Below are 14,353 nucleotides of genomic sequence, written 5' to 3'. Positions count from 1 at the left end.
TAATTTAATCTTAGCAGACATAAAAGACAATTCTATGAAAATAAAATTTTCAGAGCAAAGAGGGTTGAAATTAAAACCGCTTACATATATTATAAAATTAATAGTTTGTTTAGTAAACAAACAAATTATACAAAAAAGCGAGGATTTGTATGAATACGTTTATTCAAGATGATTTTTGCTAAACAATGAGACAGCTTATGAGCTCTATCATGAATACGCAAAAAACCTTCCGATTATTGATTATCACAATCATCTGGTTCCAGATGACATTTTAAATGACAAAAATTATCAGAATTTAACGGAAATTTGGCTTTCTGGTGACCATTATAAGTGGAGAGCGATGAGAGCTAATGGAATTGATGAGTATTATATTACAGGTGATGCTTCGGATTACGAGAAGTTCTTAGCGTGGGCGAAGACCGTTCCCCAGACACTCGGTAATCCTTTATATCACTGGACTCATTTAGAGTAAAACGTTATTTCGATATTGATCAGTTATTAAGTGAAGAAACAGCGAAGGATATTTGGGAGGAAGCGAATGCGAAGCTTCAATCTCCTAAATGGTCGGTTCGCCAGTTATTAAAAAAAGATCGTGTTGAATTTGTAGGGACAACGGATGATCCAGTTGATTCGCTGTCTTCACATCAAGCGTTACAAGGAATTGAAGGCCTGCAGGTGTCACCGTCGTTTAGACCAGATACAGGCCTTAATATTCAGCAAGATGGTTTTATGGATTGGCTCAAAAGTTAGAAGACGCCGTTGGGTATTCTATTAATGATTACTCGCAGTTTTATAAAAGCCCTACAAGAGCGAGTTGATTTTTGATGAATTAGGCTGCCGAAGCTCTGATCACGGTATTAACGAAATGTTTTTGCAGAGGCAACTGAACAAGAAGTCGAGAATATTTTTAAAAAGCGTTTAAACAATGAGAAACTTTCAGACCATGAAGTAGAGCAGTATAAAACATACACGCTCATTCAGTTAGGCAAGATGTATCATGAAAAAGGCTGGATTATGCAGCTTCACATGGGGCCAAAGCGTAATAACAATTCGCGAATGTTTGAACAATTAGGTCCTGATTCGGGATTTGATTCGATTAATGACACGAAGCTTGCTAAACCACTTGGAAGCCTGATGGACTCTCTTGAGCGAAAACAAAAGCTACCTAAAACGGTATTATATAGCTTGAATCCGAATGATTATCCGATCTTAGCGTCGATGGCAGGTAACTTCCAAGGCGATGGAATCCGCGGAAAAATTCAATTTGGCACAGCTTGGTGGTTTAACGATACGATCGATGGGATGGAGAACCAGATGAAGACGCTTGCTAATATTGGCTTAATCAGTAATTTCGTCGGTATGCTGACTGATTCGAGAAGCTTTCTATCCTTTTCAAGACATGAGTATTTCAGACGCATTCTTTGCCGGTTATTTGGTAGCTGGGTCGAACAAGGACTGGTTCCAAATGATCGTCAGTTATTAAAGCAATATATACAGAACATTTGTTATTACAATGCAAAAGAGTATTTTAGTTTATAATCTTCGGAGGTGATTAAATGACGATACCATTTAATACAGATTTATCAGGTAAAGTTGCTGTTGTGACTGGCGGGAGCGGCGTGTTAGGTTCTGTTCTAAGTGAAGCATTAGCTGAAGCAGGCGCAAAGGTAGCGGTTCTAGCACGTACGCAATCAAAGATTGACCGTGTAGTCGAGAGTATTAAAAGTAAAGGACACGAGGCCATTGGCTACAGTGTTGATGTTTTAAACAAAGATGATCTAAAACGTGTGCGTGAGGACCTAAAGGGAGCAGTTCGGCACTTGCGATATTTTAATCAACGGCGCTGGAGGTAACGATCCAAAAGCGACCACGTCACATGATTATTTTACTGAAGACGATGGTGAGCAGTCGTTTTTTGATTTAGACCAAAACGCTGTTGGTGATTTATTTGATATGAACTTTTTAGGTTCGTTCTTACCGACTCAAGTATTTGGACAAGATATGGTGAACGCAGAAGGTGCGACGATTATTAACGTATCTTCGATGAACGCCTTTACTCCATTAACCCGTATTCCGGCTTACAGCGGAGCTAAAGCGGCTGTGAGTAACTTTACGCAGTGGCTTGCAGTCTATTTTTCAAAAGTAGGCGTTCGCGTTAATGCAATTGCGCCTGGCTTTTTCTTAACCGACCAAAACCGAAACTTACTTTATAAAGAAGATGGTTCGTTATCTGAACGTGCTGAGAAAATTTTATCTCAGACTCCAGAAGATCGTTTTGGTGAGCCAGAAGAGTTAGTTGGCACCTTGATGTGGCTCGTGAATCAACAAGCATCAGGCTTTGTCAACGGCATTATCGTTCCGGTTGATGGAGGCTTTTCAGCTTATTCAGGTGTATAAATTTAAATAAAAAACGGAGGTATTTATATGTTATATCCAATTACGACAGATACTCGTGGTGTTTTTGACTTAAATGGAATCTGGAATTTTAAATTAGACGGAATTGAGCTTCAAGAAAGCGTAAGCCAAAAGCCTTTAGAAAATCCATCTTCTATGGCTGTTCCGTCATCTTATAATGATGTGAGTGTCATTAAAGAGATTCGTAATCATATCGGGTGGGTTTGGTATGAACGTGAATTTCAAGTACCAAAGTATGCGTTTAGTGAACGATTGGTTCTTCGCTTTGGTTCCGTGACGCATGAAGCTAAAGTTTATGTAAATGGAATGCTTGTTTGCGAGAATAAAGGCGGTTTCCTGCCATTTGAAAAAGAAATTAATGACGTTGTTCAGCCAGGTGTGAACCGTGTGACTGTAGCCGTGAACAACATTTTGGATGAAACAACATTACCTGTCGGACTTTATACTGAACGAGAAGTCGAAGGTATTGGAAAAGTCGTAGAAAACTCACCTAACTTTGACTTTTTTAATTATGCTGGTATTCATCGCCCAGTTAAAATTTATACCACACCTAAAACTTATATTAACGATGTGACCGTAGTAACAGATCTAGATGGTTCAAATGGTGTTGTTGATTATGAAGTTGAGGTCGTGGGTTCAAATCATCAAGTTAACGTCACAGTTTTAGATGAGAACAACGAAGAAGTAGCGACAGCATCTGGTTCAAACGGTCAGGTGACGATTGAAAATGCTAATCTTTGGGAACCGTTAGATGCGTATCTTTACCAATTAAAGGTTGAACTTGTTGACGGGGATGAAGTCGTTGATCAGTATTACGAACCATTTGGGGTTCGAACAGTTGAAGTTACGCATAATCAATTTTTAATTAACGGCAAGCCGTTCTATTTTAAAGGCTTTGGTAAGCATGAAGATTCCTTTATTAGCGGGCGTGGTTTTAATGAACCGATTAACGTGATGGATTTTAACCTGATGAAATGGATTGGCGCTAACTCGTTCCGTACAGCTCACTATCCGTATTCAGAAGAAATTATGCGTTTGGCTGACCGTGAAGGATTAGTCGTCATTGATGAAACGCCAGCAGTAGGACTTCATTTAAACTTCTCTGCAAGTTTATTAGGCTCAAGCGAAAAACGCGATACTTGGAAAGAGCTTGGCACGTATGAACATCATGCTCAAGTCATTAGAGATTTAGTCGCTCGTGATAAAAACCACCCAGCTGTTCTGATGTGGAGTGTGGCTAATGAGCCTGAATCCTATGAAGACGGCGCTTATGAGTATTTTAAACCGCTGATCGATTTAACTCGTGAAGTGGATCCACAAAATCGCCCTGTGACATTAGTGACGATTTTAATGGCAACACCTGATAAAGCTAAAATTGAGCATGAACTCGATGTTCTAAGTTTAAACCGTTACTACGGCTGGTACGTTGAAAGTGGTAACTTAGAAGTTGCAAAAGCGAAACTTGCGCAAGAGTTAAGAGAGTGGGCAGAGGTTTGCCCTGGTAAACCTGTTATCATGACCGAATATGGCGCTGACACGGTTGCAGGATTCCATGACATGGATGACATCATGTTCACAGAAGAGTATCAAGTGAAGTTTTTAGAGGCGAACCAGAAAGTGTTTGATCAGCATGAAAACTTTGTCGGTGAGCATATTTGGAACTTTGCAGATTTTGAAACGAGTCAAGGCGTAATTCGCGTACAAGGTAATAAGAAAGGTGTCTTCACTCGTGAGCGTAAGCCTAAATCAGCGGCGCACTATATGCGTAAACGTTGGCACAACATCCCGAGCTTCGGCTATAAAAAAGGTGAGTAAGTCGTTAGGAGTTGATGTGATGAAGCAGTTAAAGACGCTTAATAAAGTGGTTGAGCAAAAGTTAATCGCCGTTATTCGGGCTGAAGACAGTCAAGAAGCTGTCCAATATTCTGATGCTGTTATAAAAGGCGGTTTTAAGGCTGTTGAGTTAACGTATACAACACCTGGTGCCCAGCGTGCTATTGAGCAAGTTCGAGAAGAGCATCCAAATGTAGTCGTTGGTGCTGGGACCGTTTTAGATGACATAACAGCTAAACTCGCTATTCAAGCCGGAGCACAGTTTGTCGTTAGCCCTGGTTTTAAAAAGGAAATCGCGCTTTTATGTAATCTGCATCAAGTACCTTATTTACCAGGATGTATGACGGTTTCCGAAATGATGACGGCTTTGCAGTACGGAGCTCAGGTTATCAAGCTATTTCCAGGAGCCCAGTTCGGGCCAAGTGCGATCAAACAATTTAAAGGACCATTGCCCGATGTTTCGATTATGCCAACAGGTGGTGTGAACTTAGAAAACGTCAATGAGTGGTTTGAAAATGGGGCTGTTGCAGTCGGGGTCGGTGGTTCTTTAACTCAAGGCAATTTAGATGAGATTGAAGCGAAGGCCAAGGCTTTTGTTGAACAGGTAAGGGGGTAAAGTGAGTGGAGATTACATTTAGATGGTATGGACAAGACGACCAAGTTCCATTAGCATATATTCGTCAAATTCCGAGTGTGACTGGGATTGTCACGGCAATCTATGATATTCCTGTCGGGGGAAGTTTGGTCACGAGAGCGAATTAAAGAGTTAAAACAAGATGTCGAGTCGCACGGACTAAATCTATCAGTGATTGAAAGCGTGCCAGTTCACGAAGATATTAAACTAGGAAAAGACACACGCGATCATTATATTGAAAACTACAAGACAACAATTCGAAATCTCGCAAAAGCTGGTGTTAAGACAGTTTGTTATAACTTTATGCCTGTTTTTGACTGGACAAGAACAGATTTAGCTAAGCCACTAGAAGATGGCTCTAATTCGTTAAACTATGATGAGGAAGAGTTAAAAGAATTAGATCCTTTAAGCGGAGAGCTTACTTTACCTGGTTGGGATTTGTCGTATCAAACGGACGAACTTAAGCGCATCATGGAGGAGTACAAGCAAATAACGGAAGATCAGTTACTAGACAACTTGGTTTACTTTTTGGAACAAATTATTCCAGTCGCAGAAGAGGAAGACGTGCTGATGGCGATTCACCCTGATGATCCGCCGTGGAACATTTTCGGGTTACCACGAGTCGTTAAAAATAAAGAAAATATCAAGTATCTACTAGATGCAGTAGATAGTCCAAATAATGGCTTAACGTTTTGCACAGGATCTTTTGGTGCTGACCCATCTAATGATTTATTTGAAATTATTGATACGGCTCAAGGCAGAATCAACTTCGTACACTTACGTAATGTTAAACGTTACGGAGAACAATCGTTTCAAGAAGTCTCTCATATGAATAAAGATGGTTCACTTGATATGGTCGGCATAATTAAAAAGCTTAAGGAAACTGGGTTTAATGGTCCAGCTAGGCCTGATCATGGCCGAATGATTTTCGGTGAGGAAGGCCGTCCAGGCTATGGACTTTATGACCGTGCACTCGGCGCCATGTACATTGCAGGCGTTTTGGATAGTATAAAATAATGTTTATTTGAGGCTTTTGCGCACGCGCAAAAGCTTCTATTTTGTTTTGGATGAGATTAACGTCGTTAGGGAGAGGGTGAATTGATATTAGGAGCGCACGAACATCAATAGGGAGACGCTCAACCTCAATTAGATAACTCTCAGCTATCATTAATAACTTTTCTTACAGCGAGTGTTCTCATATTGATTCAATAGCCTGTCCAATTCTTGACTTAGACGGACTGTTTCGGGATCGTGAAGTCCTTTAGTCAAGCCGGAATCTATCATGCTCTCACGTAATTGTTTAATATTTTGATAAAGTTGCTCTTTCTGTCTGATGTTCATCACCTCAAGATTTAGTAAAATAAAGGGTTGAACATACCTTACCCGGTCATATTCATTTTAAAACTACCAAATCTATTATTCTTGAAACAAGACTTTCAATTGAATATACTGAAATTAACTCAAAACAGGAGGGGAAATGAATGCAACGTAAGATGTGTAAAGGTAAAATCCATCGCGCGACTGTAACGGAAGCGGATTTAGATTATGTTGGAAGTATTACGATTGATTATAAATTAATGAAAGAAGCCAATATCAAACCATATGAAATGGTGCAGATTACTAGTGTTCGCAATGCCACGCTATGGAAAACATACGCTATTCCAGCTCCAGAAGGCTCGGGTAAAATCTGCCTTAACGGACCACCAGCTCATTTATTCTCACCTGGTGACCTAGTAATTATTCTGAGCATGGGTCTGTATGATGAAGAGGAGATTAAAAAATTACAGCCTAGTGTTGTATTTGTCGACAAAGAAAATCAAATTACGAGTGTTGAAAAACATGATCTTCACTGGCCTGAAGAGGTAGAAGTGGAGTGATCAAAAAATGGCCCAGCTAATGGGCCATTTTTTAATTGATCATAATAAGCCTTAAGCCACATGGCTAGTTTTTATTACTTTGGGTCATACATCCCATTCCTCTATTACGTTCTTACCATTTTTGCCGAATTAAAAGGTAATTGAAAAATAACGTAGAATTTTGTCAACAAACCTAAAAGGAGGAGTGGTATGAATGAAGAAGATTTTTAGTCTAGTAATGGTAGCAATGTTTTTAGCAACGGTTCCTTTTTACGGAACTTTAGCAGGTGGAAACGGTGGTGAGTCGGATCAAGCTTTTGACAACAAAGTAGTGAAACGAGTCAAAGTCGATAATATCTATGACCACGTTTCGTACCTTTCTGAAGAGATTGGCCCAAGAGGAGCTGGGACTGAAGGTGAGCTACAAACGGTCGAATACTTAAAAGAACAATTTGAGTCTTATGGTTATGAAAATGTTCAAGTGCATGAATTTACGTTTAATAGCTTCAGCGGAGAAGAGATTACATCTTATAATGTTGAAGCGGTTAAAGAACCGATGAAAAATCATGATACAGGTCAGACTGTTGTTGTAGGTGCTCACCATGATTCAGTGCCGCACGGGCCAGGAGCTAATGATGATGCATCTGGTACAGCAGCATTACTAGAGTTAGCTCGTGTTTATGCAAATACACCGACTGACACGACAATTAAATTTGTCGCATTTGGTGCAGAAGAATATGGCTTATGGGGTTCTCGTAAATATGCAGAGGCGATGACTGAAGAAGAGGTGGAAAGTACTGTCGCTATGTTCCAACTTGATATGGTTGGAAGTGCTGATGCTGGCGACTTAGTGATGTTCACTGCAAATGGTGAGAAGAACATGGTAACGGACCTTGGTGCTGCAGCGGGCTCACGAGTTAGCGAATTAGTTCCTTATAGTGAACTTGGACGTAGTGACCATGTGCCGTTTCATAACTTAGGTATTCCAGCTGCATTATTTATTCATACACCACTTGAACCGTGGTATCATACTGAAGATGATGTTATAGAATATATTAGTAAAGATAAACTGAAAGATGTTGCAAACATCGTTGGAGCAGCCATTAACCAAATTACTCGTAAAGATACCCCAGCATTAGAAAAATCTGAAGTAGCTCCAGTACCAGTAGATTATTATTATGAAGAGCCTGAACTATAAAAAAGAGGTGGATTCCAATTTTGGAATCCACCTTTTTAATGGGGAGATTATAACTTGCTCTTACTATACCCTGCCTCCTATTTTATAAACATATTATTTGTTTAATTCTATAAAAATTAGTAATTTTAATAGATAGACATATAAAGAAAGGTTGATGGTGATGAACGAGGTTACACAGTTATTAAAGAAACATACATCGATTCGTCTATATAAGGAGGATCAGGTGCCAAGCGAACATTTACATGAAATGATTGAAGCAGCTCAGCATTCGGCAAGCTCTAATTTTGTTCAGGCATATTCAATTGTTCGTGTGACGGATGCGGATAAAATTGAAGCCTTAGCAGACCTCAGTAATAACCCGAAACAAATTAATTCTGCTCCAGTTGTTTTATTGTTCTGTGCAGATTTAAAGCGTCTGGAGTATGCATGCCAAAAGCAAGGGGTTGAACTGACAACTGAAGGTTTAGAAAACTTTATTGTTGGAACGACCGATACATCCCTTTTTGCTCAAAACTTTGTTGTGGCAGCAGAGTCAATGGGATATGGTATTTGTTACATCGGTGGTGTGAGAAATAATCCGAAGCAAATCAGTGAGCTCGTTAATCTTCCAGATAAGGTTTACCCAGTATTCGGTATGACAGTTGGTGTTCCTGATGAAGAGCATGAGGTGAAACCACGCCTTCCAGTTGAGGCAATTTTGCATAAAAATGAGTATGATGAGTCTAAGTATGAGGAAATCATTAAGAACTATGACGAAACGATGAGTCATTATTATCAATCACGGTCAGCAAACAAGCGCCAGATCACATGGTCTGAAACAATGGCTAAGATGATGGGGCAGCCGCGTCGTAAGCATATGAGAGAGTTTGTTGAGTCGCAACAATTTGATTTGAGTTAAGGTAAAACGGTCCTACATGGGCCGTTTTTTTATTTGAAAAGTTTAACAGGGTAAGAGTTAAGAACGTAGTTAGAAGCACCATCAATAATAGAGAGAGTAAGTCGAAAATAAGTTAGAACTATATTACATAAAGTAATATTTATTAAATTTTCTAAAAAGTATTGATTTTTAAAAAATAGTCTTTTACAATTAACCCAAGTTATAAAAATGGAACATTAATTCCGTATAACGGAATACAAATAAAAGGAAGGGGGAGTTTTTCTAATGAAAAAATTAATAGAGATTGATGAGGCAATGGACCTTATCAAAAATGGAGATACGTTGTTAGTTGGTGGATTCGGAATGTCTGGAACACCATTAACTTTATTGATGCCATTGCAAAGTCTGGTAAGCAAAACCTTACTGTTGTCAGTAATAATTTAGGTGAAGTGGGAAGAGGACTTGGAAAGCTCTTAGATGCAGGTTGCTTGAAAAAGGCAAAAGGTTCTTATTTTACAACAAATCGTGAGGCTGTACGCGCTTGGTCTGAAGGCGAACTTGAAATTGAGTTGATTCCGCAAGGAACTTTGGCAGAAGCCGTACGATGCGGTGGCGCTGGAATTGCCGGCTTTTACACGAAAACAGCAGCAGGTACTAAACTAGCTGAGGGTAAGGAAGAAAAAGTATTTGACGGAGAAACGTACATACTTGAACGTGCAATTAAAGGAAATGTTTCTATTATTAAAGGTTTGAAAGCGGATACATTAGGCAACGTCATTTATGATCACACGGCAAGAAACTTCAATGTCGGCATGGCAACAGCTAGTGATATTGTCATTGCGGAAGTTGATGAGATCGTTGAAACAGGTGAGATTCCTCCTGAGGATGTTGTTACACCACATCTATTCATTGACTACGTAGTACTTAATAAATACATCAAGAAAGGTGGTGTCTATGTTGAACAGTGATTTAAGAGTTAAGGTGGCAAAGAGAGTAGCTCAAGAGCTGAACGATGGTGATGTTGTCAATCTTGGTGTCGGAATTCCAACGCTCATTCCTGATTATTTAGGCGATAAAAAGTTTATTTGCATTCAGAGAATGGTCTACTAGGAATGGGGCCGACGCCACCTGAAGATGAGATGAACATGGATTTAATTAGCGCAAGTAAGAAACCGATTACAATGGATGTAGGTGCTTCGTTATTTGATAGTGCAGACTCATTTGTCATGATTCGAGGTGGTCATATTGACATGGCCGTTCTTGGTGCTCTGCAAATTGATGAAACTGGTGAAATCGCGAACTGGGCCATACCAGGTAAAACTATTTTAGGTGTCGGTGGGGCAATGGATTTAGTAGCCGGTGCTAAGAAGATCATCATTGCATCAAGCCATTTGGCGAAGGATGGCAGCCCTAAATTTGTTAAAAATTTAACCTTTCCAAGTAGTGGGGCTAGAAAAGTAGATATGTTAGTGACCGAGCATGCGGTATTTAAGTTTTCAAACAATCAATGTGAATTGATTGAAATATTATCAGATATATCAATTGACGAGTTAAGAGACATCACAGAGGCGAACTTCACAGTCAATCAAGAATCTATGAATATATAAAAAGGGGAGAAAAAAATGAAAAAAATAAGCTTATTATTAGCAGCTATTCTATTAATGTTCGCTGTATTGGTTGGTTGTTCAGAAACAGATCCTAGTGAAGAGTCATCAGGTGGTTCTAGTGGGTCTGAAGGTGATGAAGAGAGCGTAGAAGTAGATACAAACGTTGAAGCAGCGGACGTTGAGGCTCCTACTGAATTTACATTTGGAGCTGCGACTGTAGGTGGATTTTGGTATACGTTAGCAGGTGCAATGTCAGATACGATGAATGAGTTATTTCCTGGTTCGTCAACAACAGTCGTTGAAGGTGGATCTGTTTCAAACTTACTAGGTTTAGGAGAAGGAACGTTTCATATTGGATTTAGTAATGGTCAAACAGTTCCGGAAGCATTAGAAGGTAAAAAACGCTTTTGAAGAACCAATTGATAATGTTAGTACTCTAGCGACACTTTATCCAAACGTCTTCCATATCGCAGTTAGAGCTGACTCAGATATTCATACTGTAGAAGACTTAAAAGGTAAAATCGTTAGTCCTGGAATTAAAGGTTATAGTGGTGAACTTGCTTTTAAGGAAATTTTAGAACTAAACGATATGTCGTATGATGACCTAGAAGGCATTGAGTACATTGGAACAGCTGATGCTGCACAGTTATTAAGAGACGGACATATTGATGCGATTACTGGAATGTTAGCTGCTCCAGTATCAACTTATCAGGAACTTGATACAACATTAGGCATTCGTTTGATTCCATTAAAAGATGAAACAGTTGAGCAACTACATGCGGCTAATGAAGGTTACTTACCTTACACAATCGAAGGTGGCACATACGAAAATATTAAAGAGGATACGAATACTGTTGCGGGTTACACGGTGCTACTTGCCAATAACGATTTAATTAATGAAGATGTTGCTTATGAAATCACGAAAATGGTTGTAGAGAACAAAGATGCTTGGGCAAATATTTCTAGCGTCATGTCAGACTTTAATGCTGAATTTTCTGTAGAGAATAATGTTGGAAACATGCACCCAGGTGCTGAACGTTATTACAAAGAATTGGTGCATTAGAGTAAGGCAGCCTTTATGAGGAGGTTATGTCATGTCAGATAAACAGAATAGTTTAGAACAACTAAACTTCAATGACAGAGAAGCGGTTGAAGCAGAGTCAGTGGTCAGACCAAAGCATAGGGAACTAGTTGGAGTTGCAGCAAAGGTTATATCCTTTGTTGCGATTCTTATGTCCCTTTTTCACTTGTACACTGCCTTGTTCGGGATCTTTGATTCAATTATGCAGAGGTCAATGCACCTAGGTTTTGCGTTAGTGTTAGTTTTTGCGATTTATAAACCTTCAAAAAAGTTATCGAAAAATGCGCCTATCCCTTGGTATGACTGGATTCTTATGGTCCTGTCAATAGCTTGTTATTCCTATTTCGTGGTCAATTCACAAGAAATTGCCTCAAGAATGAGTTACATAGAGAAGCTTACCACCTTTGAGATAGCGTTAGGTATTGTTGGAGGGCTTCTACTGATTGAAGCTACAAGAAGGGTTGTTGGAAATGCGCTAGTCATTATCATAGTAGCCTTTTTAGTGTATGGACTTTGGGGCCATCTTGTTCCAGGTGCACTCGGACACAGAGAATTTCCACTTATGTGGTTTATTGATCATTTGTTTTATACGACAACAGGTGTTTTTAGTACGCCTTTAGGTGTATCAGCTACCTTTATTTTCTTATTTATCTTATTTGGTAAATTCTTAGAAGTATCAGGAGCTGGTCAATTCTTTATCAATTTATCTGTAGCAGGTATGGGTAAGTATCGAGGAGGCCCAGCTAAAACAGCTATTTTAGCTAGTTCTATTCTTGGTACGATTTCAGGAAGTGCTGTAGCGAATACGGTCACAACTGGTGCTTTTACGATTCCTCTTATGAGAAAAACGGGATACAAAAAGCATTTCGCGGCAGCTATTGAATCAGTTGCTTCGACAGGTGGTCAAATTGTACCACCCATTATGGGCGCTTCAGCATTCATTATCGCAGCTTACCTCGGCATACCTTACATGGATGTTGCGATTGCAGCTATTGTACCTGCGTTACTTTACTACATCAGTTTATTTATTCAAGTTGATTTACGAGCACGAAGAAACGGATTGGAAGGACTGAAAAAAGATCAACTACCTAAGTTTTGGGAAGTATTTAAGAAAGGTTTTCTATTTTTCATCCCTCTAGTCTTAATTATTTATTTACTAGCAATAGGATCTTCACCTATGAAAGCAGGTTTATATGCGATTGTTGCGACTATTGTGATTGCAGCCATCAGTGCGGTACATCGTATTGGTCTTAAGAAAATTATAAAACGCTTTAGACTTGGGAGCTAAAGCTGCACTTGAAACGGCTATTGCTTGTGCGGCGGCTGGTTTAATCATCGGTGTAATTGGTTTAACAGGGATCGGCCTTAAGTTTAGTAGTATTATTATCGACATTTCAGGCGGCGTATTATTACTAGCTTTAATCTTTACGATGATTACGAGCATTATTCTAGGAATGGGACTGCCAACGGTTGCAGCTTATATTGTGCAGGTTCCGTTAACGATTCCTGCATTAATAGAGATGGGTGTTAGCCCAATGGCGGCACACTTATTTGTTTTCTACTTTGCAACGTTATCAGCGATTACTCCACCAGTTGCTTTAGCAGCTTTTGCTGCGGCAGGTATTTCTGGATCTGAACCGATGAAAACGGGTTTAACAGCCATGAGATTAGGTCTAGCAGCTTATATTGTTCCATTCATGTTTGTTTATGGTGAGAATCTTTTATTAATTGGCGGACCATTAGAAACATTATTATCAGTTGTGACTGCGATTATCGGAATTATTGGTATTGCCATTGCGGCAGAAGGTTGGATGTTAAGACATTCATTCTGGTATGAACGATTAGTTTTATTTGCGGGTTCTGTCTGTATGGTGATTCCAGATTTATTTACAGATGCAATTGGTGTTGTGGTATTAGTTCTAGTTTATATTTTCCAAAAAAAGTTTAGGCAAGATTTACTCGTTAGACAGGAAGCTTCATAAGGGAGGAAATGGTTTATGCAGCAAATTACAGTTGTCGGTGCTGGTGTGATGGGAAAAGGAATCGCCTATGCTAGTGCCATTTCAGGTTTTAAAGTGTTTTTAAACGATATTAGTGAAGATGCTTTAACGAATGCTAAAAGTGATATTGAGAAACTGCTGTCAGGCAGTGCTGAGAGAGGTTTTATTACAAAAGAGCAGCATGAAACCGCAGCTCAGCATTTAAGTTATACGACTGATTTAACTGAAGCAGCAAAAGATGCTGACTTAGTGATTGAAGCCGTTTTAGAAAAAATGGATATAAAAATTAAAGTGTTCCAGCAGCTAGATGAGGTTTGTAAGAAAGAAGCGATTCTAGCCACAAACACATCAACGATGAGCCCGACTGAAATTGCGGCTCAGACGTCTCGCCCTGATCAAGTCGTGGCGATGCACTTCTTCAATCCAGTTCACAAAATGAAGCTGATTGAAGTAATCAAAGGTCTTGAAACATCAACTGAAACAGTCAACTTTGTTCGTGACATTACGGAAAAGTTAAACAAAGAAATGGTTGAAGTGAATGAGTTTCCTGGATTTGTAACATCACGCATGAACTGTTTAATCGGAAACGAAGCGATGAACATGTTGATGGAAGGAGTCGCAAGTGCTGAGGATATTGATAAAGCTATGAAACTAGGACTCAATCATCCGATGGGGCCGCTAGAACTCGCAGATTTAGTAGGACTTGATACAAGGCTTCGTAACATGGAGTACTTGCATGCAACATTAGGTGAAAAATATCGTCCATCACCATTATTAACTAAATACGTGAAAGCAGGACGTTATGGCCGTAAATCTGGTAGCGGATTCTATGACTATTCGTAAGGAGGAATC

General features: G+C 39.4%; 11 protein-coding genes and 5 pseudogenes. 15 read left to right on the top strand and 1 reads right to left on the bottom strand.

All coding sequences use genetic code 11. The annotated features are described in order from the left end of the window. The first annotated feature begins 175 nt into the window (after window positions 1-175). The 5 genes and pseudogenes from uxaC (at window position 176) to uxuA (ending at window position 5,899) form a co-directional block, all read left to right on the top strand. Window positions 176-1,539, top strand: a pseudogene (gene uxaC, locus JCM13188_RS02470) (glucuronate isomerase). A 17-nt stretch (window positions 1,540-1,556) separates the two neighbouring features. After that, window positions 1,557-2,397: pseudogene (locus JCM13188_RS02465) on the top strand (SDR family oxidoreductase). A 27-nt stretch (window positions 2,398-2,424) separates the two neighbouring features. Beyond that, window positions 2,425-4,230, top strand: coding sequence for a beta-glucuronidase (gene uidA / locus JCM13188_RS02460; protein WP_054751888.1), 1,806 nt, complete (start codon window positions 2,425-2,427; stop codon window positions 4,228-4,230). Window positions 4,231-4,249: 19 nt separating this feature from the next. Beyond that, window positions 4,250-4,864 carry a bifunctional 2-keto-4-hydroxyglutarate aldolase/2-keto-3-deoxy-6-phosphogluconate aldolase gene (locus JCM13188_RS02455; RefSeq protein ID WP_054751885.1) on the top strand — a complete coding sequence of 205 codons (615 nt, stop codon included), beginning with the start codon at window positions 4,250-4,252 and terminating at the stop codon, window positions 4,862-4,864. A 5-nt stretch (window positions 4,865-4,869) separates the two neighbouring features. Then, a pseudogene (gene uxuA / locus JCM13188_RS02450) lies at window positions 4,870-5,899 on the top strand (mannonate dehydratase). A gap of 150 nt (window positions 5,900-6,049) precedes the next feature. On the opposite strand, the gene JCM13188_RS17605 reads toward uxuA, so the two are convergent. After that, window positions 6,050-6,223, bottom strand: coding sequence for a Spo0E family sporulation regulatory protein-aspartic acid phosphatase (locus JCM13188_RS17605; RefSeq protein WP_279401269.1), 174 nt, complete (start codon window positions 6,221-6,223; stop codon window positions 6,050-6,052). 140 nt (window positions 6,224-6,363) lie between these two features. On the opposite strand from JCM13188_RS17605, the gene panD reads away from it, so the two are divergent. From panD to JCM13188_RS02410, 10 genes and pseudogenes are all read left to right on the top strand, one after another. Further along, window positions 6,364-6,759, top strand: a complete 396-nt coding sequence (panD, locus tag JCM13188_RS02445; protein WP_054751882.1) for an aspartate 1-decarboxylase — start codon at window positions 6,364-6,366, stop codon at window positions 6,757-6,759. A gap of 193 nt (window positions 6,760-6,952) precedes the next feature. Next, window positions 6,953-7,936, top strand: coding sequence for a M20/M25/M40 family metallo-hydrolase (locus JCM13188_RS02440; RefSeq protein WP_054751881.1), 984 nt, complete (start codon window positions 6,953-6,955; stop codon window positions 7,934-7,936). 160 nt (window positions 7,937-8,096) lie between these two features. Further along, a complete protein-coding gene (gene nfsA, locus JCM13188_RS02435) occupies window positions 8,097-8,834 on the top strand; it encodes an oxygen-insensitive NADPH nitroreductase (protein WP_054751879.1) in 738 nt (245 codons plus the stop codon). Between the two features lie 264 nt (window positions 8,835-9,098). Then, a pseudogene (locus JCM13188_RS02430) lies at window positions 9,099-9,781 on the top strand (CoA transferase subunit A). Continuing rightward, window positions 9,768-10,420 (top strand): annotated as a pseudogene (locus JCM13188_RS02425) (3-oxoacid CoA-transferase subunit B). Before JCM13188_RS02430 ends, JCM13188_RS02425 begins: the two co-directional pseudogenes overlap by 14 nt. 15 nt (window positions 10,421-10,435) lie before the next feature. Continuing rightward, a complete protein-coding gene (locus JCM13188_RS17600; RefSeq protein ID WP_279401268.1) occupies window positions 10,436-10,831 on the top strand; it encodes a TAXI family TRAP transporter solute-binding subunit in 396 nt (131 codons plus the stop codon). A 7-nt stretch (window positions 10,832-10,838) separates the two neighbouring features. After that, complete coding sequence (locus JCM13188_RS17595; protein WP_279401280.1) at window positions 10,839-11,483, top strand: TAXI family TRAP transporter solute-binding subunit; 645 nt, start codon at window positions 10,839-10,841, stop codon at window positions 11,481-11,483. Window positions 11,484-11,514: 31 nt separating this feature from the next. Continuing rightward, window positions 11,515-12,789, top strand: a complete 1,275-nt coding sequence (locus JCM13188_RS17590; protein ID WP_279401267.1) for a TRAP transporter permease — start codon at window positions 11,515-11,517, stop codon at window positions 12,787-12,789. Continuing rightward, window positions 12,779-13,483 (top strand): TRAP transporter large permease subunit, encoded by a 705-nt coding sequence (locus tag JCM13188_RS17585; protein ID WP_279401266.1) that lies wholly within the window; start codon window positions 12,779-12,781, stop codon window positions 13,481-13,483. The genes JCM13188_RS17590 and JCM13188_RS17585 overlap by 11 nt, the downstream gene beginning before the upstream one ends. 15 nt (window positions 13,484-13,498) lie before the next feature. After that, window positions 13,499-14,344: a 3-hydroxyacyl-CoA dehydrogenase gene (locus JCM13188_RS02410; RefSeq protein WP_054751876.1), complete on the top strand. Its 846-nt coding sequence runs from the start codon at window positions 13,499-13,501 to the stop codon at window positions 14,342-14,344. Window positions 14,345-14,353: the final 9 nt, after the last annotated feature.

This window comes from Piscibacillus salipiscarius JCM 13188 (assembly GCF_001311865.1).
Taxonomy (GTDB): Bacteria; Bacillota; Bacilli; order Bacillales; family Alkalibacillaceae; genus Piscibacillus; species Piscibacillus salipiscarius.
This window is presented reverse-complemented; position numbering and strand designations above follow the sequence as displayed.